19 protein-coding genes are annotated in these 20,992 nt (G+C 67.0%); 9 read left to right on the forward strand and 10 right to left on the reverse strand.

What is annotated here, in order from left to right; genetic code table 11:
• Window positions 1-6 precede the first annotated feature (6 nt).
• The 7 genes from ACLBWL_RS14830 (at window position 7) to ACLBWL_RS14860 (ending at window position 7,155) form a co-directional block, all read left to right on the forward strand.
• Window positions 7-2,703 carry a bifunctional [glutamine synthetase] adenylyltransferase/[glutamine synthetase]-adenylyl-L-tyrosine phosphorylase gene (locus ACLBWL_RS14830; RefSeq protein WP_447794293.1) on the forward strand — a complete coding sequence of 899 codons (2,697 nt, stop codon included), beginning with the start codon at window positions 7-9 and terminating at the stop codon, window positions 2,701-2,703.
• Window positions 2,696-3,148 (forward strand): peroxiredoxin, encoded by a 453-nt coding sequence (locus ACLBWL_RS14835; protein ID WP_447794295.1) that lies wholly within the window; start codon window positions 2,696-2,698, stop codon window positions 3,146-3,148. Before ACLBWL_RS14830 ends, ACLBWL_RS14835 begins: the two co-directional genes overlap by 8 nt.
• A gap of 254 nt (window positions 3,149-3,402) precedes the next feature.
• A complete protein-coding gene (locus tag ACLBWL_RS14840) occupies window positions 3,403-4,590 on the forward strand; it encodes a M23 family metallopeptidase (protein WP_447794297.1) in 1,188 nt (395 codons plus the stop codon).
• Between the two features lie 175 nt (window positions 4,591-4,765).
• Complete coding sequence (gene erpA / locus ACLBWL_RS14845; protein WP_447794299.1) at window positions 4,766-5,104, forward strand: iron-sulfur cluster insertion protein ErpA; 339 nt, start codon at window positions 4,766-4,768, stop codon at window positions 5,102-5,104.
• Window positions 5,105-5,111: 7 nt separating this feature from the next.
• On the forward strand, window positions 5,112-5,882 hold the full coding sequence (xth, locus tag ACLBWL_RS14850; protein ID WP_447794301.1) for an exodeoxyribonuclease III: 771 nt from the start codon (window positions 5,112-5,114) through the stop codon (window positions 5,880-5,882).
• Between the two features lie 83 nt (window positions 5,883-5,965).
• Entirely contained in the window at window positions 5,966-6,745 is a 780-nt protein-coding gene (locus ACLBWL_RS14855; protein WP_447794303.1) for a transporter, read from the forward strand.
• A gap of 89 nt (window positions 6,746-6,834) precedes the next feature.
• Window positions 6,835-7,155, forward strand: coding sequence for a hypothetical protein (locus ACLBWL_RS14860; RefSeq protein ID WP_447794305.1), 321 nt, complete (start codon window positions 6,835-6,837; stop codon window positions 7,153-7,155).
• An 86-nt stretch (window positions 7,156-7,241) separates the two neighbouring features.
• On the opposite strand, the gene ACLBWL_RS14865 is transcribed toward ACLBWL_RS14860, so the two are convergent.
• Window positions 7,242-8,393: an N-acetyltransferase gene (locus ACLBWL_RS14865; RefSeq protein ID WP_447794307.1), complete on the reverse strand. Its 1,152-nt coding sequence runs from the start codon at window positions 8,391-8,393 to the stop codon at window positions 7,242-7,244.
• Window positions 8,394-8,613: 220 nt separating this feature from the next.
• On the opposite strand from ACLBWL_RS14865, the gene ACLBWL_RS14870 reads away from it, so the two are divergent.
• Window positions 8,614-9,741 (forward strand): fatty acid desaturase family protein, encoded by a 1,128-nt coding sequence (locus ACLBWL_RS14870; RefSeq protein WP_447794308.1) that lies wholly within the window; start codon window positions 8,614-8,616, stop codon window positions 9,739-9,741.
• Window positions 9,742-9,802: 61 nt separating this feature from the next.
• On the opposite strand, the gene lptG is transcribed toward ACLBWL_RS14870, so the two are convergent.
• The 9 genes from lptG to ACLBWL_RS14915 form a co-directional block, all read right to left on the reverse strand.
• Window positions 9,803-10,900: an LPS export ABC transporter permease LptG gene (gene lptG / locus ACLBWL_RS14875; protein ID WP_447794310.1), complete on the reverse strand. Its 1,098-nt coding sequence runs from the start codon at window positions 10,898-10,900 to the stop codon at window positions 9,803-9,805.
• Window positions 10,897-12,090, reverse strand: a complete 1,194-nt coding sequence (gene lptF / locus ACLBWL_RS14880) for an LPS export ABC transporter permease LptF (RefSeq protein ID WP_447794312.1) — start codon at window positions 12,088-12,090, stop codon at window positions 10,897-10,899. Before lptF ends, lptG begins: the two co-directional genes overlap by 4 nt.
• A 111-nt stretch (window positions 12,091-12,201) precedes the next feature.
• Complete coding sequence (locus ACLBWL_RS14885; protein WP_447794314.1) at window positions 12,202-14,154, reverse strand: ATP-binding protein; 1,953 nt, start codon at window positions 14,152-14,154, stop codon at window positions 12,202-12,204.
• 202 nt (window positions 14,155-14,356) lie between these two features.
• The gene (gene spt, locus ACLBWL_RS14890) at window positions 14,357-15,619 is read right to left on the reverse strand and encodes a serine palmitoyltransferase (protein WP_447794316.1); all 1,263 of its coding nucleotides are present in this window, start codon (window positions 15,617-15,619) and stop codon (window positions 14,357-14,359) included.
• 125 nt (window positions 15,620-15,744) lie between these two features.
• Window positions 15,745-15,990 carry an acyl carrier protein gene (locus ACLBWL_RS14895; RefSeq protein WP_055880859.1) on the reverse strand — a complete coding sequence of 82 codons (246 nt, stop codon included), beginning with the start codon at window positions 15,988-15,990 and terminating at the stop codon, window positions 15,745-15,747.
• A gap of 58 nt (window positions 15,991-16,048) precedes the next feature.
• Window positions 16,049-16,960 carry an NAD-dependent epimerase/dehydratase family protein gene (locus tag ACLBWL_RS14900; RefSeq protein ID WP_447794319.1) on the reverse strand — a complete coding sequence of 304 codons (912 nt, stop codon included), beginning with the start codon at window positions 16,958-16,960 and terminating at the stop codon, window positions 16,049-16,051.
• Between the two features lie 97 nt (window positions 16,961-17,057).
• On the reverse strand, window positions 17,058-18,155 hold the full coding sequence (proB, locus tag ACLBWL_RS14905) for a glutamate 5-kinase (protein ID WP_447794426.1): 1,098 nt from the start codon (window positions 18,153-18,155) through the stop codon (window positions 17,058-17,060).
• Between the two features lie 118 nt (window positions 18,156-18,273).
• Window positions 18,274-19,320, reverse strand: a complete 1,047-nt coding sequence (gene obgE / locus ACLBWL_RS14910; protein WP_056055836.1) for a GTPase ObgE — start codon at window positions 19,318-19,320, stop codon at window positions 18,274-18,276.
• 78 nt (window positions 19,321-19,398) lie between these two features.
• Entirely contained in the window at window positions 19,399-19,998 is a 600-nt protein-coding gene (locus ACLBWL_RS14915; RefSeq protein ID WP_447794321.1) for a TetR/AcrR family transcriptional regulator, read from the reverse strand.
• A 63-nt stretch (window positions 19,999-20,061) separates the two neighbouring features.
• On the opposite strand from ACLBWL_RS14915, the gene ACLBWL_RS14920 reads away from it, so the two are divergent.
• Entirely contained in the window at window positions 20,062-20,931 is an 870-nt protein-coding gene (locus ACLBWL_RS14920) for a metal-dependent hydrolase (protein WP_447794323.1), read from the forward strand.
• The last annotated feature ends 61 nt before the right edge of the window (window positions 20,932-20,992 follow it).

A 20,992-nucleotide genomic window follows, 5' to 3' on the forward strand; every position in this document is an offset into this window, starting at 1 on the left:
CCGTCCATGTCCGCAATAGCTCCCGATCTCTCCCAAGCCGATCGTATCGTCGATGCGACCCAGCGCGCTCGGCTCTGGTCGCCTTTCCTGGCAATGGTGCTCGACCGCGAGCCCGCGCTCGAGGCGTCGCTGCTCGGCGGAGAGTTGGACGTCTCGGCGTCGAGCGCCGAACCCGACATGCCGACTGCGAAGCGCCTGCGGATCGAACGGCGCGCGGTCGCCTTGACGGTCGCGGTCGGCGATCTGGCCGGCGTGCTCGACCTGACCGCGGTGACCGGCGCGCTCACCGACTTTGCCGATCGTGCCCTGGATACCGCGATCCGAACCGCGATCGAGGAGCGAACCCCCGGCGCAGAGATGCGCGGCTTCACCGCGATCGCGCTCGGCAAACAGGGAAGTCGTGAGCTCAACTACTCGTCGGATATCGATCCGATCCTGCTGTTCGATCCCGCCACGCTGCCCTGTCGTCCGCGCGAGGAGCCGGACGAGGCTGCGGTCCGGATCGGCAAGCGCGTTGTCGAACTGCTGCAGGCGCGCGACGGCGATGGTTATGTCCTGCGCGTCGATCTGCGGTTGCGGCCTTCGCCCGAGATCACCCCGATCGTCCTGCCGGTGGAGGCGGCGATCGGCTATTACGAGGCGCAGGCGCTGCCCTGGGAGCGCGCCGCGTTCATCCGGGCCCGGGCGGCGGCGGGCGATATCGCGCTCGGCACGCGGTTCCTGGAGACGATCCGGCCGTTCATCTGGCGGCGCGCGCGCGATTTCGGAGCGATCGGCGAAATCCGCGGCATGTCGCGGCGAATCCGCGATCATCATTCGCAGGGGCAGGCGTTCGGCCCGGGCTATGACCTGAAGCGTGGTCGCGGCGGCATCCGCGAAGCCGAGTTCTTCGCGCAGATCCACCAGTTGATCCACGGCGGTCGCGATCCGGCGCTGCGGGTGCCCGCAACCCGCGATGCCTTGGCTCGGCTCGCCGAGGCGGGCTGGATCGTCGGCGCGGAGGCGACCGCGTTGATCGACGGTTATACGCTGCTCCGCACGATCGAGCACCGCGTGCAGATGATCGACGACCGCCAGACTCACACGCTGCCGACCGGCGATGCGCTCGACCGGGTGGCGAAGCTCCATGGTCTGCCGGATAGCGATGCGTTGCTGGCGCTGCTGCTGCCGCGCGTGGCCGCGACCGGGCGGATCTACGACGCGCTCGACGATACCGTGCGCCCGGCGTTCTCGCACGATCCGGTGACGCTCGACGCCGATCTGACTCGCGCGGGCTATGCCGATCCCGAGGCGGCGCGTCGCCGGATCGAGGCGTGGCGTGGCGGCACCTATCCCGCGCTGCGCAGTCCCGCCGCGCGCGAGGCGCTGGAGGCGGTCCTGCCGACGCTCGTGCCCGCGCTCGCTGCGGCGCCCGAGCCGCAATCGGCGCTGCTCCGGCTCGACGCGTTGCTCGAACGGTTGCCCAGCGCGATCAACGTCTTCCGCCTGCTTGAGGCGCGACCGGGGCTGGCGACGTTGCTCGCCGCGATCCTCAGTCATGCGCCGACGCTGGCCGACGATCTGGGGCGACGTCCCGATCTGCTCGACGGACTGATCGACGCCAGCGCGTTCGACGCGGTCGGCGATGTCGCGGCGCTGGAGACGATGATGCGCGCAGGCGATGCGGGCGCGGACTATCAGGCGCGGCTCGATCATGTCCGGCGGGTGGTCGGCGAATTGCGCTTCGCGTTGGGCGCGCAGATCATCGCGGGCACGTCCGATCCACTCGACGTCGCCGCGGGTTACGCGCGGGTCGCCGAGGCGGCGATCGGCGTGCTGACGCAGGCGACGATCGACGCGTTCGCCAAGGCGCATGGTCGCGTCCCCGACAGCGAACTGGTGATCCTGGCGCTCGGTCGGATGGGCGGCGCGATGCTGACCCACGCGTCCGATCTCGACCTGATCTACCTGTTCACCGGTGCGTTCTCCGCCGAATCGGACGGCGCGAAGCCGTTGGGGGCGACGCTGTACTACAACCGGCTCGCGCAGCGCGTGACCGCGGCGCTGTCCGTGGCGACCGCGGCGGGCCCGCTCTATCAGATCGATACACGGTTGCGGCCGTCGGGCGGGCAGGGGCCGCTGGTCGTCACGCTCGACAGCTTCGCACGCTATCAGCGCGAGGACGCGTGGACGTGGGAGCATATGGCGCTGACCCGTGCCCGGCCGGTGTTCGGCTCGGCGGCCGCCCGCGACGCGGTCGCGACAGTGGTTCGCGATGTTCTTGCAGGCGATCGGCCGTCGCGCGATCTCGTGGCCGATGCGCGGTCGATGCGAACCGAGATGGCCGCGCACAAGCCTGCAAAGGGTCCGCTCGATGCCAAGCTGTTGCCGGGCGGGCTCGTCGACCTCGAATTTGCGGTGCATGTCGTCCAGCTCGTCCATCGCACCGGATTCGACCCGAACCTGGGACGCGCGATCGACCGCCTGGTCGAGGCGGCGCTGATGTCGCCGACGATGCGCGCCGCGCATGACCTGCTGACGCGGCTGCTGGTGACGCTGCGGCTGGTCGCGCCCGATGCGACCGCGCCGGGCGCCGCGACCGAGGCGCTGATCGCACGCGCGATTGGTGTCGACGACTGGCCGGCGGCGATTGCCAAGCTGGAAACGACGCGGCAGGAGGTCCGGCGATTCTGGGCGCACGTGACAGGAGAGCAAGATGGATGACGGTGCGACGATCCCCGACGTGACGGTGACGATCGACGACGAGGCGGTATCGCTGGCGAGCCTCGGCGCGCCGCTGGTGGTGTATTTCTATCCGAAGGACGACACGAGCGGTTGCACTGCCGAGGCGAAGGACTTTTCCGCGCTTGCCGACGCATTCGCGGCGGCCGGCGTCGGTGTCGTCGGCATCTCGAAAGACACCCCCGCCGCGCATGCCAAGTTCACCGCGAAGCATGCGCTCACCGTGCGTCTTGCGAGCGACGTCGACGGCGGGGCCTGCGAGGCGTTCGGCGTCTGGGTCGAGAAGGCGATGTACGGCAAGAAATACATGGGAATCGAACGCGCGACGTTCCTGTTCGGCGCCGATGGCACCTTGGCCAAAGCGTGGCACAAGGTTCGCGTGCCGGGTCATGCCGAAGCCGTCCTCGCCGCCGCCCGAGCGCTGTAAATCGTCCGGTCTGAAGAGGCCGCGGTAACCCCCGCAGATTCGCGCATTTTTTGCCGTTTGACGTCAGTGTTCCATCGACTCGCCGCACCACTGCGGCGCTCCGCCGCGCGACCGGCGGGGCGCTATTGCCGAAATCGGTTGTATCCGGCCTAAACCCGCAAGTCTGGCGCGCGGAGGGGCTGCGAATCAGGACAGAGTTTCGGAGCCGTCCGCTTTGGGGGCGAACGGTCCTGTATTTATTGTGTCGGGGACCAATGGTCGAATTTTCCGCTGCAGCCTTCGGAACGCGCCTGAAGGCGCTGTTCGCGACGCGCGATGTTCTCTTCCATGACGGTACGACGGTGCGGCGCATCCGGTTCGGCGGCAAACGCCAGGCAGCGATCGCCGCGATCGGTGCGGTGACGCTCGGGTTCTCGGGCTATGGGGCAGCGCAGGCCGCGTATGGCGCCGCCGCCGCGACCGGCGTGGTCGTGCCGCCGACCGCCGATATCAAGCTTGCTCAGATGCAGACCCAGATCGTCCAGATGCATCAGCGCGTCGCGACGATCCGTGAAACCGCCGAGGCGCACGCCAAGCGCATCGAGCAGCGTCAGGCCCTGATCACCGCCGCGCTGACCGGGACCGGCGACGCCAAGTCGCTGGCGCTCGCGACGCGGCCGATCGATCCCGCGGCGGACAAGCTCGCCGCCGACGTCGTCAAGCCGCTGGTCAAGGCCGAAGGGCGTCAGGTTCAGCTCGCCAGCGCCGCGCAGCAGGTCCTCGACCGGCGCTATGCCGAAACAGCGGCGACGGTGCGCAAGCTCGGTCTGCGTCCCGAGCGTTTGGCGAAGCGGTCGCGCGCGACGGCGATGGGTGGTCCGATGATCGCCGCGAACAGCGAAGAAGCCTCCACCGATCTTCGCGCCGATGCGCAGTTCCGCACGCTGTTCCAGACCTGGAAGAAGCTCGATACCTTGCAGCAGGGCGTGATCGCGATCCCGTCGGTCCAACCTGTGCATGCGCTGTCGTTCACCAGCAATTACGGGATCCGGACCGATCCGTTCCGCGGCACCGCGGCGATGCATGCCGGCGTCGACATCCCCGGCCCGATGGGTACGCCGATCTATGCGACCGCCGACGGCATCGTCGCGCACGCCGGTCGCCAGGGCGGGTACGGGAACATGGTCGAGCTGAACCACGGCAAGGGCATCGCCACCCGCTACGGCCATCTCTCGAAGATCCTCGTTGCCGACAACGCACGGGTGACGCGCGGCCAGCTCATCGCGCTGATGGGCTCGACCGGCCGCTCGACCGGGTCGCATCTGCATTACGAGGTGCGCATCGATGGCCATGCGGTGAACCCGGTGCCGTTCCTGACGACCGCCGACTACCTCCTCGCCGCGCAGGATCGCGGGGTAAGGGCGATTCCGGTGTCGACGACCGGCCCCGCCGCGCAGGACTGATCGCTGCAGCGACATATTGGGGTCAATTCCGGCCACACCCCCGTCATCCCGGCGAAAGCCGGGACCTCGACCCGCGGGGACGGACTCGCAGCATGAGACTCTAGCTTTTGCCGGGATCACGCTTGGACGGTGGCCCGAGGTTGCCGCGGATAGCGCGACCGCCTATCTCCTGATCATGGCAACGCTGGCACCCGACATCATCCTCACCCCCTCCGCCGCGGCGCGTGTCGCGGCGATCGCCGTCAAGCAGGGGAAGCCGGCGATCCTGCGTCTCTCGGTCGACGGCGGCGGCTGTTCGGGGTTCCAGTACAAGTTCGGGTTCGCCGACTCGGTCGAGCCCGACGACGTGATCGCCGAGCATGACGGTGTTCGTCTGGTCGTCGACAGCGTCAGCATCGACCTCGTCCGCGGCTGCGCAGTCGATTACGTCGAATCGCTCGCCGGCGCCGCGTTCAAGGTCGAGAACCCCAACGCCGCGTCGGGGTGTGGTTGCGGCTCCAGCTTCTCGGTCTGACGCATTCATGAAAATCGTCACGTACAACGTCAACGGCATCAAGGCGCGGTTGCCGCGGCTGATCGAATATCTGACCGAAGACCAGCCCGACATCGTCTGTCTTCAGGAATTGAAGTCGAGCGACGACACCTTCCCGATCGCCGATATCGAGGCGGCCGGCTACGGCGCGGTCTGGCATGGCCAGAAGGCGTGGAACGGCGTCGCGATCCTCGCCAAGGGGCGCGTGCCGGAGGTTCGGCAGCGCGGCCTCGACGGCGGACCGGAGGACGAGCACAGCCGCTATATCGAGGCCGAGGTCGACGGCCTGATCGTCGCGGCGCTCTATCTGCCCAACGGCAACCCGCAGCCCGGGCCCAAATTCGACTATAAACTGCGCTGGATGGACCGCTTGGCTGCGCGCGCGCGCGTCCTGCTCGCCGAAGAGAAGCCGACGATTCTCGCGGGCGACTACAATGTGATCGCCAACGACGACGACACCTTCTCGGTGCGCGCGATGCAGGACGACGCGCTGATGCAGCCCGAAAGCCGCGAGCATTACCGAGCGCTGGTGGCACAAGGCTGGACCGACGCACTCCGTACGCAATTCCCCAAAGGCGGCGTCTGGACGTTCTGGGATTATCAGGCGGGCGCCTGGCAGCGCGATGCGGGGTTCAGGATCGATCACCTGCTGCTTAGTCCGCAGGCTGCCGACCGGATGATCGATGCCGGCGTCGACAAGGCCTATCGCGGCCGGGAAAAGGCCAGTGATCATGCACCAACTTGGGTTCGGTTGCGCTAGCAATCGTCGCCACCCTCGCGCATGACTCCCCGCAACAGGGGAGTTTCGTGGTGGGGAAGTTTGGGATAACCGCCGTCGGGCTGATGGCGGCAGCGATTTTCGTGGCGTCGCCTGCGGTTGCGCAGGACGATCCGGTATTCTGTCCGAACCGGCCCAGTCTGGGATCGAACGCGTGCATCACCGCGCCCGGTCACGTCCAGGTCGAACTGTCCACGCTCGACTGGCAACGCGACGACAATGCCGATCAGCGCGAGGACACGATCCTGGCGGGCGATTTCGACGCACGGTTCGGCGTTGCCAAGAGCACCGAGCTTCAGCTGTCGTGGACGCCGTTCGGGCGGGTCCGCACGCGCGACAAGACGACGGGCCTGATCGATACGACGACCGGGATCGGCGATTTCCGGCTTGGCCTGCGCCGGAATTTCCGCAATCCGGACGGCAAGGGCTTTTCGTTCGCCGCCGAACCGTTCGTCACGCTTCCGATCGGTCGCGACCCCGTCGGCGCGGGCGACTGGGGCGCGGGTATCGTCCTGCCGGTCAGCTACGAAGTGAGCGAAAAGGTCCAGCTGTCCTTAACCGGCGAGGGCGACGCGGCGGTCGACGAGGACGGCAACGGGCGGCATCTGGCCTATAGCGGCATCGTCGGCCTCGGCTATTCGCTGGCCGAAACGCTCACCGCTACGGCCGAACTGTCGGTGCTGCGTGACGATGATCCGACGGGGCACCATACCGAAACTGCGGCGGCCGGATCGGTCGCATGGAAGGCGCGCAAGACCCTGCAAGTCCACGTGCTGGCGGTAGCGGGCCTGAACCACGATACGCCGGACCTGCGACTGGTGACCGGCGGCGCGGTCCTGTTTTAGGCTCCACGCGATCTCGGACGACCGCGCGGCGCTCCCGACCCTGCCGCGCCGCTTGACTTGACCTGCGTCACGCGGTTCCTTGGTCGTCGATGCTGATGGCCCTGCTGCTCCAGTCCGTTGCCGGGCCACCCGTCCCGCGCGAATTGCGCAAGCCGACGCCGCGGGTCGCGCTGCCGTGTCCCGTCACCCAAGCTGGGGAGGATATCGTCGTCTGCGCGCGTCCGACCGATCAGCGGCTCGCCAGGCTCCCCGAGCCGATCCAGCCACCGCGCGGCGACCCGCTCTCGTTCCGGTTACCCGGTGGCGGCAAGGGCAATGTCCACGCGATCCGCACCGAACTGCCCGGCGCGCGCGGGCAGGGGGTGGCGGTGACGCTGAAGATCCCGTTTGGCAGGGGGAAGCGGGAGTAGGGCGCGCCGGGACGCGCGATCGACATTCAATCTTTGCCGTTCCCAGGCAGCCTCGGCTCCAATCGCTATCGCCCCGATCCGCGCGGCTAGAGCGTCCGCTCGTACACCTGATACACCTTGTTCACCCGGCTCTCGATCGTCTCGGCGATCGAGCGCATGCCCTGGTTGTCGTCGAGAATCCAGCCGATCTCGCCGCGCACCGCCCCGTAATGTTCGACCGAGGCGCGGCGGATATATTCGATCATCATGAAGGCGAGCTGGCTCGCGAGCCGCGACGCCTGCAACTCCTTTACCACGCCCATCAGCGGCACGCGCACCGTCCGCACCTTGGGTTTGCGCAGCCACCACAAAAGCTTGGCCCAGCCGAACGGGAGCAGGCTGCCGTTCAGCGGCTTGATCGCCTCGTTCAGATCGGGAAGCGTGATCATGAAGGCGACCGGCTTGCCGTCCAGCTCTGCGATGCGGATCAGGTCGTTGAACACGATCGGCTTCAACTTCACGCCGACGTCCTTGATCTCCGGCGGGGTCAGCGGGACGAACCCCCAATTGTCGCGCCACGCGTCGTTGAGGATCGCGAGGATGATCGCGGCCTCCTCCTCGAACTTCGTCTTGTCGACCTCGCGGATGACGATCCGCGGGTTCTTCTCGCCCGACTTGATAATGCGCTGGACGATCGGCGGAAACTGCTTCGTGATATCGACCTCATAGGTCATCAACCGCTTGATCGGGCGATATTGCGCCCACTCGATCCAGCCGCGATATTCGGGCTTGGCGTGGCCCATCATGATCGTCGGCGGGTGATCATAGCCGTCGATCAGCAGGCCCGGCTCCTCCCAGATCGACATGCTGATCGGCCCGAGCGCGCGCGTCATGCCCTGATCGCGAAGCCATTGCTCGGCGCGCGCGAGCAGCGCCTGGAAGATGTCCTGCCGCTCGGCCTCCATCAGCCCCCATTGGCCGACGCCGGGGCCGAAGCCTTGCTCGGCGGGCATCGTCAGCGCCAGCGTATCGATGTGCGCGGATATGCGACCGACCACGCGGCCCTCTTCCTCGGCGAGGAACAACTGCGCCTTGGCGTGGCTGAACCAGCCGTTCTTTTCCGGCGTGATCAGCCCGAGCGCTTCGGACTTGAGCGGCGGCACCCAGTTCGGGTCATCGGCGTAGAGACGGAACGGGAGATCGATGAAGATCTTGCGATCCTTCTTGGTCTCGACCGGTCGGATGGTAAATTTCGCCATGTGTCGTTCCTGTGCGCCTGGACGCGGGTATCTAGCCAGACGCATCGACAAAGGCGAGCGACTCGTACATCGTCTCTCCATCCCGGCCCGGTACCGAAGACGGCCGCTGTCGGTTACCTTTGCGTGATCGCCGTGTGCGGTCACTGTGATCGCCTTTCCTTTGAATTTGATGCATTTGCCGCGCCTGTAAATGCCACGCTGCGGCCACTATGTTCGGACAATGGATACGCCCATGGACTCTTCGCTCAGCCTTTCGCGCGGCATGGCCGCTCCGGTCACACCCGTCGCCGGCGTCAGCCCCGTTGCCGGCAGCGGCATGGTGCGGATCGCCGACGACAAGGTGATGCTGCGCGCCGCCGCCGACTTGACCCGCGATCTCGTGAAGCCGCGACCCGCGGTGTATTGGGCCGATCTGATCGCGTCGGTGGTCATCGGTTACGGCGCGCTCGTCGTCGCGGCGACCTCGGGCTCAACTGCGGTCGCGATCGTCGCCGGTATCGTCGCGATGCTGGGCATCTACCGCGGGCTGAGCTTCATCCATGAAGTCAGCCACATGAAGCACGCCGCGGTGCCGAACTTCCGGCTGGGGTGGAATATCCTCGTCGGCGTGCCGTTGCTGACACCGTCCTTCATGTACGAAGGGGTCCATAACCTGCATCACGCGAAGACCCGCTACGGCACGGTCGAGGATCCGGAATATCTGCCGCTTGCGTTGATGAAGCCGTGGACGCTGCCGCTGTTCATCGTCGTATCGGCGCTCGCCCCGATCGCGCTGCTGTTCCGCTATGCGGTGCTGTCGCCGCTGTCGCTGCTGTCGCCGACGCTGCGGACGATGGTGGTCGAGCGCTATTCGGCGCTTGCGATCAACCCGCAATTCCGTCGTCGCAGTCCCGAAGGGGACGCCAAGACCTATTGGAACCGCCTCGAGGTCGCCGCCAGCCTGTGGGCGCTGACCTTGATCGGGCTGACCGCCACCGGCGTCCTGCCGTTGCGCGCCTTCCTGACGTTCCTTTGCGTGGCGTCGGCGGCGGCGGTCATCAACCAGGTCCGCACGCTGGTCGCGCATCTCTGGGAGAATGACGGCGAAGTGATGACGGTCACCGCCCAGTATCTCGACACCGTCAACGTGCCGCCGCCGGCCCTGCTGCCCGCGCTGTGGGCGCCTGTCGGGCTGCGCTATCACGCATTGCATCATCTGCTCCCGGGCCTGCCCTATCATGCGCTCGGCGAGGCGCATCGGCGGATCTCGGCCGAACTCGACGCGATGTCGCCGTATCACAAGGCGAGCTATCCCGGTCTGCCGGGGCTGGTAGGCAAGATCGCGCGGAGCACGATGATCCGCCGCTGACGCGATCGAATGCCAAGCGACAGAAACCAAGGGATCGCAGCGCCGCGCTGCGATCCCTTTTTTATTCCTCGGAGCGGATCAGGACGGCCTCGCCGATCAGGAAGAACAGCAGGAACGGCGCCCAGGCGGCGAGGAACGGCGGGTAGACGCCCAGATTGCCCATCGCGAGCGCGAAATTGTCGGCGACGAAGAACGCGAAGCCGAGGCCCATGCCGATCACCGCGCGGACGAACAGCTTGCCCGATCGCGCGATCCCGAACGCCGCGACGGCACCTAGCAGCGGCATCAGCACCGCCGACAACGGCCCCGACAGCTTGTGCCAGAGCGACCCCTCGAGCCCCTTGGTCGGACGGCCGGCATCGGACAGGTCGCCGATCGCGGACTTCAGCGCGCCGAACGACAGGCCGTCCGCGTCGACCGACGCCAGCGTGAACTGGTCCGGGCGCACGTTTTTGGCGATCACGACCGAGCCGAGCTTGGTCAGCGTACCGTGCGCCACCTCGAACCGCGTCGCGGGGCCGACCAGCCAGCCGCCCTCGACGCGCCGCCCATGATCCGCGCTCAGGATCGCCACGAGATTACCGCCGGTGCGATCGTACAGCGTGATCCCGCCGAGCCGCGTCGCCGCGCCGCGTCCGCGTATCTGCGCTACTTCGATCAGATCGTCGCCATCCCGGACCCACACGTTCGCGCGGTCGCCGCGATCGATCGGCAGCTTGCCGTAATTGACCTTCTGCCACTGGTTGAGCGTGGCGGTGGCGCGCGCGACGACGTGGTCGCTGAAGGCGAAGCTGATCGCCGCGACGCCCAGACTGGCGACGAGCAGCGGCGCCAGCACCTGGTGCGCGGACAGACCGGACCCCTTCAACGCGACGATCTCGCTGTTCTGGTTCATCGTGATCAGCGTCAGAATCGTCCCGAGCAGCACCGAAAAGGGCAGGAACCGGGCGATGATCTGCGGCACGCGCAACGACACGTAATACCAGATCTGCGCATCGCCATTGCCGGGGAAGGCAAGGATGTCGCCCGACTCGCTCAGCAGGTCGAGCGCCTGCAGCACGAGGACCAGCGCGGCGAGGACCGCGAACGTCCGCAACAGGAACATCCGGCCCATGTAGATCGCGACCGTGCGCGACGGGAAAAAGCTGACGAGTTTCATGCGACGCTTGCCTTGCGGCGTCCGGGCATACGCTTGGCGATGGCCTTGAAGGACTTGGAGAAGACGCGTTCGAGCGCGCCGATCGGCTGGCCGCCCGGAACATAGGCGATCGTGTAATACATCCAGAGCACCAGCCCCGCGAAGATCGTGAACGGTACCCATAGCGCGATGATCGGATCGATCCGTCCGAGTTCGCCGATGTCGGCCGCGTACTGGTTCACCTTGTGATAGGTGACGATCATCACGATCGACAGAAACACGCCGAGCGCGGAAGTCGATCGCTTCGGCGGCACACCCAGCGCCAGCGCGAGCAAGGGCAGCAGGAACATCGACGCGACTTCGGCCAAGCGGAAATGGAACTCCGATCGGCTGCCCTCGCGCTGCTCCAGCGTCGGCGCGCGCTGACCCTGCCGGGCGAGCTCGGGCAGCGTATATTCCAGGTTGCGCCCGCCGCGCACGCGGAAGCTCTCGAACTTGGGCAGGTTGATCGGCAGATCGTGGCTGGTGAAGGTCAGCACGCGCGGTGTCTTGAACTCTGGGCGATTGTGGATCAGCGTGCCGTTGGCCAATCGGAAGGTGATGACGTTGGGATCGTCGGTCGCGAGGAACTTGCCCTTCTCCGCGGTCACGCCGAGCCAGTCGCCATTCTGGCTCGACGCATGGACGAAGATCCCTGACAGTTCGCGGCCCTTGTCCTTGCTCTGCTCGATCCGCAGCGTCATCCGGCTGCCCAGATTGGTGAATTCGCCGACCTTGATCGACGCGCCGAGTGCGCCGGTGCGCAATTCGAAGCGCAGCCCTTCGTAATAATAGCGCGCGATCGGCTGGACATAGCCGACGATCGCCAGGTTCGTCAGTGCCAGGGCGATCGTGTACATGTACGGCACGCGCAGCAGCCGGTTGTAGCTCATGCCGACGCCGCGCAGCACGTCGAGCTCGGACGAGGTCGCGAGCCGGCGGAACGCGAGCAGGATGCCAAGCATCAGCCCGATCGGAATACCGAGCCCGAGATATTCGGGGAGAAGGTTGGCGAGCATCCGCCAGACGACGCTGATCGGCCCACCTTGGGTGGCAACGAAATTGAACAACCCGAGCATGCGATCGAGCACGAACAGCATCACCGCGATCAGCAGCGTCGACAAGAGCGGCACCGCGATCAGCCGGGCCATGTAACGGTCGATGGATTTCATGCGGGACGGCGCTCGGTATGCTGGATCGTGGGGGTATAGGGATGCGCGGGCGGGGCGTCATCCCCAATCGCACCGCCTTCGGGTGACGTCGTCCGCCGTCCTGCCGCGCGCCTATTCCGCGGCGATTCGGTCGCTTGCCGCCGGCCGTTCCGCTGCCAGCGCGGTCGCCACGGCGCGCTCCAGGCCGTTGAGCGTGAACGGTTTGCGCAGGACCTCATGCCCGCCGAACTGGCTGGCGTTAGCCTCGCCCGCGAACCCGGTCACGAACAGCACGGCAATGTGCGGGTAGAGTGGGCTCAGCGCGGCTATCATCTCGGGCCCGGTCTGGCGCGGCATCAGCACGTCGGAGATGATAAGCCCGATCGCCGGGTGCGCGGCGAGCAGCGCAGGGGCGGCCAGCGGATCGTCGCACGCGATCGCGTCGTAGCCGATCTCCTCCAGCGCGCCGGTGGTCGCGGCCAGCACGCGCGGATCGTCCTCGACGACCAGCACCTGCAACGCTTCGGGCAGGGCTGCCGGTACCGGCACGACCGCGACGATCGGCGCGGGCACGACGGGGATGGCCGTCGTGTCCGCCGCGCGCGGGAGGTACAGCGTGATCGCCGTCCCGCTGCCCGGCGTCGACACCAACTCGACCTGGCCGCCAAGCTGCTGGACCAGCGCGAAGATCTGGCTGAGGCCGAGCCCGGTGCCCTTGCCGACCTCCTTGGTGGTGAAGAACGGTTCGAACACGCGCTCGGCGATGTCCGCGGTCATGCCGCAGCCATCGTCCGCGACGCTGATCGTGACGTAATCGCCCGCCGTGCACTGGCCGACCTCGTTCGCCGCGAGCATTGCCGTGCCGGTGACGATGGTCAGCGTTCCGCGCCCGTTCATCGCGTCGCGCGCGTTGACCGCGAGGTTGAGGATCGCGTTCTCCAGCTGGACCCGGTCGCCGCGGACGCAGCAGCCCGTCACCTCTTCGCGCGCGACGATCGTGATCGCGTCACCGAGCGTCCGGTCGAGCAGATCCGACATCCCGGCGACCAGCGCGGCGGCGTCGATCGTCTCGGGCTTCAGCGAATCCTCGCGGCTGAAGGCCAGCAGGCGACGGGTCAGCGCGGCGGCGCGGTTGGCACCTTCGGTCGCGCTCTCGATATGGCGACGCGCGGTGGTCGGATCGCTGGCGAGGCTGCGCTTCGCCAGTTCGAGACCACCCAACACGACCGCGAGCATGTTGTTGAAGTCGTGCGCGATGCCGCCGGTGAGTTGGCCGACCGCCTCCATCTTCTGGACCTGACGCAGCTTGGCCTCCTGCACGCGCAGTTCCGCGGTGGCGGTGGCGACCGCGGTGGTCAGCGTCTCCGCACGCTCGCGTTCGAGTTCCGCATCGGCCTGCGCGACTCCGCGTTCGCCGACCGCGCGGATCGTAAACCAGCCGAGCAGGATCGCCCCCAGCACGATCAAGACGCCGAAGAGCGCCAGCACCCCCGCGACCCAACTTGAGCGCTCGACCGACCCCATCGCGGTCGCGGTCCGTTCGTCGAGCAGCGCGCGCTCCCGCGCGATTAGCGTGTCCAGCGTCTGGTTGATTTCGATGAGCGTCGGTGCCTTCCGCGCCTGGTAATAGCGCGCGAGCGCCTGGCCGTTCCTGCCGTAGCTCGTGTTCAGCGCGGTCAGCGACAGTTCGCGGCCACGCGCGTCATAGGCGGCGCGGAGCCGGTCGATCCGCGGTTGCTGCTCGACATTGTCGTTGGTGATCTGGTCGAGCCGGTCGATCTGCGTGCCCGCCAGCAGCCATTCGTCGAAATAGAGCTGACCGAGCTGTTTGTCGCCGCTGATGACGTAGCGGCCGAGCGAAGCCTCCGATCGTGCGATCGTGCCCGACAGCGTCCGCGCGAGGATCATGACGTCGTAGCTGTGCGCCTGCAGCCGCAGCGCGCGATCCCGCTCGCGGTTGGCATTGCCGAGCGTGACGATGAGCGCGACGAGGACGGCCGCGCCGAGCAGCCCCATCGCGACCAGCATGACGGTCCGCCACGTCGTCCCGTCACCCAGTGCCGCAGTCTCGGCCTCATTTCGCATCAGGCCGCCATCCTAGCGCGCCGTCGCCATCGCGCAATGACTTCGATTGTAGGGGGGAGGCGGCCCTTCCGATTCTCCCCCGCCAGGGGGAGGTGGCACCGAAGGTGACGGAGGGGGAGGACACGGAACAAGGGTTTTCCCTTACCTCCCCCTCCGTCTGGCAAGCGCCAGCCACCTCCCCCTTGCGGGGGAGGATCAAGGGTCAGCCGATCACGCCGACCGCGCGTCCCGCCGCCTCGAACATCGCGAGGATCGTCGTGCCCTGCTCGTCGGTATGCTCCGCGCACAGGGAACAGCGGAGCAGGAAGGTGCCGGCCGGCGTCGCGGGTGGCCGCGCCATGTTCACGTACAGCCCGCCCTCGAGCAGCGACTGCCAGATCGCGATCGCCTGTTGCTGATCAGTCAGGATCACGGCGATGATCGCCGAATCCGACGTCTCGGTTCCGAGCTTGAAGCCCATCGCCTTCAGCCCGCCGTGCAGCCGGCGCGCGTTCTTCCACAGCTGCGCGCGCTTGTCGTGCGCGGTCATCAGCTTGCGGATCGATGCGGCGGCGGTCGCGACCACCGACGGTGGCAGCGAGGCGGTGAAGATGTACGGACGGCACGCAAACCGCACCATCTCGAACTTCGGGTGGTTCGACACGACGAACCCGCCGACCGTGCCGACCGACTTCGAAAAGGTGCCGACAATGAAATCGACTTCGTCGGTCAGCCCCATCTCCTCGTACACGCCGCGCCCGTTGGGGCCGAAAAAGCCCATCGAATGCGCCTCGTCGACCAGCACCATCGCGCCATGCTTCTTGGCGACCGCGACCATTTCCTTCAGCGGGGCGATGTCACCGAGCATCGAATAGACGCCCTCGAGCACCACCAGCTTGCCCGCTTCCTTCGGCAAACGACCGAGCCGCTTGTCGAGATCGGTGACGTCGTTGTGGCGGAAGCGGACGATCTCGGCATTGCCCTGCTTGCAGCCGTCGTAGATCGAGGCGTGGCTGTCGGCGTCGAGGATGACGTATTCGCCCTTGCCGGCGAGCGTCGAGATGATCCCGAGGTTGGCCATGTACCCGGTCGAGAACACGATCGCGCCAGTCATGTCGTAGAATTCGCGGAGGGCCTGCTCGACGTCGACATGATCGTGGAACGTACCGTTGAGCATCCGGCTGCCGTTGGTGCCCGACCCGAACGCGTCGAGCGCGTCCTTGCCCGCCTGGATAACGTCGGGATCGAACGTCATGCCCATGTAATTGTAGGTGCCGAGCAGGATCGTGTCCTTGCCGCGGATCACCGCCTCCGTCGGGCCCTTCACCTCGTCCATCACGATCGCGAACGGATTGCGCACGCCACTGGCGATCAGCGCCTCGCGTTCGGCGATCAGCGCGTCGAATTTCGACATGAGGTCGCGTTCGGCGGCGACCTCGGGGGCGTCGACGGGGAGGGCGTGGGCGGTGGTGGCGGCTTCGGTCATGTTAGATTCCATGAGGTTGGAATGTGTCGTCTTTTCCCCCACCCCGTTCGGGCTGAGCGAAGTCGAAGCCTCGCCTCACGGGGCCACCCTTCGACTTCGCTCAGGGCGAACGGGGGAGGGTAGTGTTAGGCGGCCTTCAACTTCGCGACCGCATCGACCAGCTGGCCGACGGTCTCGATCTCGGCCTGCATGTTCATCGTGATGATGATGTCGAACTCGTCCTCGATCGCGGCGACGAAATCCATGACGGTCAGGCTGTCCCACTCCAGATCGCCCTGGAACGTCGTCGCATCTGTCAGCGCGACGCCTTTCTTGTTGAACGGCTCGATCTGCGCGGTGACGGTGTCGTAGATCTGCTGACGGTCGCTCATGCTATTCCCTTCGGTGTCGCACACATCTCTGGCAGGAAATTGCGGCGGCTTTTCGGCGCTATAGCAGCCCCGCCGCGCGATACCACGCTGCGGTTTGCGCGAGCGCCTGCGGGGTCGGGACCGAGGGCGTCCAGAGCGCGGGCGGCGGCGGCTTGTGCGAAACCCAGTCGGGGTGACAGAAATAGCTGACCCGGTCGCGGGTGAGCTTGGCCTTGCCCCGCCGAACGAGCCGGTCGGCGGCAGACGCCAGCGTCAGGAGCGCGCGCGGCGTGGAGAACACCTTGACCGACTTGCCGACCGCCCCGTTCACCGCCACGCCGATCGCGCGCGCGAAGTGGCGATTGTCCCAACCGTTGGGCGTGCCGTCGTCGGGCTCCATGATCGACGGTGCGTCGGCACTCTCGGCGAGCGCGAGCAGCAGCGCGGTCAGATCCTCGACATATAGCAGCGAGACGCGCGTGCCCTTAGGAGGCATCGGCACATAGCCCGATCGTGCCGCCTTGAAGACGTCGAGCAGCTCGTGGTCACGCGGGCCGAAGATCGCGGGCGGGCGGACGATCGTCCAGTCCAGCGCCGATATCTGCACGCGCGTTTCCGCCTCCGCCTTCGACCAGCCGTAATTGGAGAGCGACGGTTCGCGCGCGGCGAGCGAGGAGACATGGACGAAGCGGCGGATGCCCGCGTGCTTCGTCGCCTGGAGGATGCCTTCAGTGCCGGCGACATTGCCCTTGGCGAAGCCGGCGCGGTCGGGCGCGTTGACGACGCCGGCGACGTGGATCACCGCGTCCGAGCCTTCGACCAGCGCCGCGAGGCTCTTGGGCCGATCGAGCGCGCCTTCGATCCAGGTCACGCCGATCCGCTTGGCCTGCGGTTTGCGGGCGAGCGCGCGGACGGTGTGGCCCATCTCGAGCGCGTGGTCGATCAAATGGCTGCCGACGAACCCGGTGCCGCCGGTAATGGCCAGGATCATGACGGCGCTCCCGAGGTAGCAGTAGAAGTATGTTCACCCGCGAAGGCGGGTGCCCAGTCTGGGCACCCGCCTTCGCGGGTGAACAAGGCCCGGCCGGTCATACGAGCGCCAGGTGATTGCGGTGCACGAGTGCGGATCTTGGCGCGTAGCCAAGGATTGCAGCGTGGTCGTCGCTATGACGACCGAGCAGGCGTGCGGTGTCGGCCGCGTCATACTCGGCGAGCCCTCGTGCGACAGTCCCGCTCGGCCCTTCAATCGTCACCAGATCGCCGCGCGTGAACCCGCCATCGATTCGGGTCGCACCAGTGGCGAGCAAGCTCCGTCCCTGACCAAGCGCAGCCGCAGCCCCCGCATCGACATGGATCGCACCCTTCGCGGTCAGCCCCCCCGCCAGCCAAGCCTTCCGTGCAGACGCCGTCCGCTCGGCCGTAAAGATCGTGTGGCGGGCAGGGGTGGAGAGCGGATGCTCGATCCGCCCCGACGCGATCGCCAGCGGAATACCAGCGCCGGTCGCGATCCGCGCCGCGGCGATCTTCGAGGCCATCCCGCCCGACCCCATTCCCGAACCCGACCCATCGTCCGCCATCCCCGCCACCGCATCGATCCGGCCCACGCTGGCGATATGCGTCGCGGACGGGTCGGTATGCGGGTTGGCGGTGTAGAGCCCGTCGACGTCGGACAGCAGGATGACGCCCTGCGCACCAGCCGCCTGCGCCACCCGCGCGGCGAGGCGGTCATTGTCGCCGAAGCGGATCTCCTCGGTCGCGACGCTGTCGTTTTCGTTGATGACGGGTACGACCTTCAGCGACAACAGCCGGTTGAGCGTCGCGGCGGCGTTGAGATAGCGGCGACGGTCTTCGAGATCGTCGAGCGTCACGAGCATCTGCGCTGCGTTCAGCCCCTGCGCGGCGAGCAGTTCGGCCCAGACCTGGCTCAGCGCGATCTGGCCGGTTGCCGCCGCAGCCTGCGCATCCTCGAGGCTGGCCCGGCCACCCTTGGCGAGGCCGAGCCGCCGCGCGCCTAAGGCGATCGCGCCGGACGACACGATCGCGACCTGCTGGCCGTCGCCAGTCCGAGCGGCAATGTCGGCGACGAGCCCGGCCAGCCACTCCCGCCGAACGCTCCCATCAGGATCGACGAGCAACGCCGACCCGATCTTCACGATAAGCCTCGCGCAAGACGAAGGTGGAAACATCACTGCTCCCTCTCCCCTGCGGGGAGAGGGCCGGGGTGAGGGGCAGCCACGAACGGTGCCGCCGGAAACAGCCCCTCACCCAACCCTCTCCCCGCAGGGGAGAGGGCTAAGGCAGACGCTAAAGCGGCGACCATGCGACCGGCACTTCGCCTTCTTCTAGTTCCTTCGCCGCGCCCGGAGCCGGCCCGATCGCCTCGATCAGCTGGTCCAGCACCGCCTCGATACCAGCACCACTCGCGCCCGAAATCGCCATCACCTCGGCACCGCTGGCTTCCGCCAGCTCCGCCGACAGCGCCGCGATCAGCTCGGGATCAAGCATGTCGATCTTGTTCAGCGCGACGATCACCTTCTTGTCGGTGAGCCCCTCGCCGTAATTCTCCAGCTCGTCGCGGACGATCCGGTACGATTCGGCCACGTCACGATCGTTCGCATCGACCAGATGCAGCAGCACCCGGCACCGCTCGATATGCCCTAGGAACCGATCACCGATCCCCGCACCTTCCGCCGCACCCTGGATCAGCCCCGGAATATCCGCGACCACGAACTCGCGCTGCTTGTGGCGCACCACGCCCAGCTGCGGCCGCGTGGTCGTGAAGGCGTATTCGCCGACCTTGGCCTGCGCGTTCGTCACCTGGTTGATGAAGGTCGACTTGCCCGCATTCGGCAGCCCGACCAGACCCGCATCGGCGAGCAGCTTCAGCCGCAGCCAGACCCACGCCTCGCCGAACGGCCAGCCGGTGCCGTGCTGGCGCGGGGTGCGGTTGGTCGAGGTCTTGTAGCTCGCATTGCCGCGCCCGCCATCGCCACCGCGGAACAGCACTTCGCGCTGGCCGACCTCGGTGAAGTCGATCAGCACCTCTTCCTTGTCCTCCGACAGCACCTGCGTGCCGAGCGGAACGCGGATGACGAGGTCCTTGCCGCCCGCGCCGGTGCGGTTCGAACCCGATCCGCCCGAGCCGCGTGGCGCGCGGAAATGCTGCGTGTAGCGGAAGTCGATCAGCGTGTTCAGGCCGGCGATGCATTCGAACACGATGTCGCCGCCCTTGCCGCCATTGCCGCCGTCGGGGCCGCCATATTCGATATATTTCTCGCGGCGGAAGCTGACGGCACCGGGGCCGCCCTCACCCGAACGTACGTAGATCTTGGCTTGGTCTAGAAAATGCATCGCCGCCCCATAGCGAAATTGGCGAAAATCTCCACCCTCTGCGATTCGGCTCGCGATTCGAGCCCCGAACCGATGCGCTCAGCAGCGGGAAGGGGCAGCCGCGTCCTTGCTGGCGAGCAACGCATCGAGCGCGAGTTCGCGTGCCTTGCCGACCGGCAACCCGAGCGCACGCGCCATCGGTGCTCCCATCAGCGCATCGCCGAGTGCCATCAATACCAGCGTCAGCGTCTGCTCCTGGATCGGCTGATCGCCGGGCATGTCACCCTCCGCCAGCTCGTCGACGAGATCGTGGATAGCGGTCAGGATCGGGTCGAGCGCATCGGTATTGCCCGACAGGATCATCCAGCTCGCCAGCGCGCCCGCGCCGCCCTTGCCGAACGCGTCGAAGGTCATCTCCACGACCTCTCGCGGGTCCAACTCGCCCGCCCGCACGCGCAGCACCGCTGCACCTATAGTGCCGACGATATCCGCCGCCATCCGCGTGATCAGCGCGGTATGCAGCGCCTCGGCCGAGCCGAAATGGTGGAGCAAATTGGCGTGCGTCCGCCCGACGCGGCCTGCGACGGCCTTGAGCGTGACGGCGCCGGGACCGCTCTCGACAAGCAGGGCTCGCGCAGCCTCGACGGCAGCTTCACGCGATTCGGTGGGGGAGAGTCGCTTGCGCGGTGTTGACGTCACGGACCGGGAAACCTATTTACATCAATGTAAGTAACGAGTGTTCATTCCTGTTTGGAGGTTTCCGTGGCGAAAGCAACCACGCCTGCCGATCTGACGATCACCCCGCGCGACCGCCGCTTCGGCCGCGGTGCCGCGATTCGCCGCTGGTGGCTGAACGACGATCCGATCGCGACCGCGTTCTACAACGCGCTGTCGGTGACATTTCCGAAGGGCGAGGGCTATTTCGTCGACAGCGTGCGGAAGTTCCGCGAGGGCACGCCGCCGAAACTCCACGCCGAGATCAACGCCTTCATCAAGCAGGAGGTGATCCACACCCGCGAGCACGTCGCGTTCAACCGCCACGTCACCGACCAGGGCTACGACGTCGCGCCGTTGATCGTCGATGTCGACGCGGCCCTGGCGCTGACCAAGGGACGGCCGGAGATCGCGAGCCTCGCCGCCACCACCGCGCTCGAGCATTTCACCGCGATGCTGGCGCACGAACTGATCGCGAACCCGAAGCATCTGTGCGGTGGGGACGGGCAGGCGGCGGCATTGTGGCTGTGGCATGCGGCGGAGGAGATCGAGCACAAGGGCGTCGCCTACGACACGTGGCTGCACGCGACTCGCGATTGGCCTAGGTTCACGCGCTGGCGGGTGAAATCGCTGGTGATGCTGATCACGACGTGGCGGTTCTTCACCGGGCGCGCGAGAGGCATGGCGGAACTGCTGCGGCAGGACGGGCTTACCGGGCCGCGGGTGTGGGCGCGGATGGCGTGGTATGCGTTCGGTAATCCGGGGATGGCGCGTAAGATCGCGGGTGTGTGGGCGGCGTATTTCCTGCCGGGGTTCCATCCGTGGAAGCATGACGATCGCGCGCTGATCGGCTTGGCGGAGAGCGAGTACGAGGCGGCGGTGCTGCCGGTCGCGAAGCGGGGAGTGGCGGTGGCCTGAGCCTCAGGCTTGTCCCTCCCTTCCTAGTTCTCCCGCGAAGGCGGGAGCCCAGGATACCAAA

The sequence above is a fragment of the Sphingomonas sp. M1A8_2b genome (assembly GCF_053345535.1).

Bases quoted from the DNA above. Each gene is read 5' to 3' on its own strand.
- ACLBWL_RS14830 (WP_447794293.1), top strand. From the start codon at position 7: ATGTCCGCAATAGCTCCCGATCTCTCCCAAGCCGATCGTATCGTCGAT.
- ACLBWL_RS14835 (WP_447794295.1), top strand. From the start codon at position 2,696: ATGGATGACGGTGCGACGATCCCCGACGTGACGGTGACGATCGACGAC.
- ACLBWL_RS14840 (WP_447794297.1), top strand. From the start codon at position 3,403: ATGGTCGAATTTTCCGCTGCAGCCTTCGGAACGCGCCTGAAGGCGCTG.
- erpA (WP_447794299.1), top strand. From the start codon at position 4,766: ATGGCAACGCTGGCACCCGACATCATCCTCACCCCCTCCGCCGCGGCG.
- xth (WP_447794301.1), top strand. From the start codon at position 5,112: ATGAAAATCGTCACGTACAACGTCAACGGCATCAAGGCGCGGTTGCCG.
- ACLBWL_RS14855 (WP_447794303.1), top strand. From the start codon at position 5,966: ATGGCGGCAGCGATTTTCGTGGCGTCGCCTGCGGTTGCGCAGGACGAT.
- ACLBWL_RS14860 (WP_447794305.1), top strand. From the start codon at position 6,835: ATGCTGATGGCCCTGCTGCTCCAGTCCGTTGCCGGGCCACCCGTCCCG.
- ACLBWL_RS14865 (WP_447794307.1), bottom strand. From the start codon at position 8,393: ATGGCGAAATTTACCATCCGACCGGTCGAGACCAAGAAGGATCGCAAG.
- ACLBWL_RS14870 (WP_447794308.1), top strand. From the start codon at position 8,614: ATGGATACGCCCATGGACTCTTCGCTCAGCCTTTCGCGCGGCATGGCC.
- lptG (WP_447794310.1), bottom strand. From the start codon at position 10,900: ATGAAACTCGTCAGCTTTTTCCCGTCGCGCACGGTCGCGATCTACATG.
- lptF (WP_447794312.1), bottom strand. From the start codon at position 12,090: ATGAAATCCATCGACCGTTACATGGCCCGGCTGATCGCGGTGCCGCTC.
- ACLBWL_RS14885 (WP_447794314.1), bottom strand. From the start codon at position 14,154: ATGCGAAATGAGGCCGAGACTGCGGCACTGGGTGACGGGACGACGTGG.
- spt (WP_447794316.1), bottom strand. From the start codon at position 15,619: ATGACCGAAGCCGCCACCACCGCCCACGCCCTCCCCGTCGACGCCCCC.
- ACLBWL_RS14895 (WP_055880859.1), bottom strand. From the start codon at position 15,990: ATGAGCGACCGTCAGCAGATCTACGACACCGTCACCGCGCAGATCGAG.
- ACLBWL_RS14900 (WP_447794319.1), bottom strand. From the start codon at position 16,960: ATGATCCTGGCCATTACCGGCGGCACCGGGTTCGTCGGCAGCCATTTG.
- proB (WP_447794426.1), bottom strand. From the start codon at position 18,155: ATGTTTCCACCTTCGTCTTGCGCGAGGCTTATCGTGAAGATCGGGTCG.
- obgE (WP_056055836.1), bottom strand. From the start codon at position 19,320: ATGCATTTTCTAGACCAAGCCAAGATCTACGTACGTTCGGGTGAGGGC.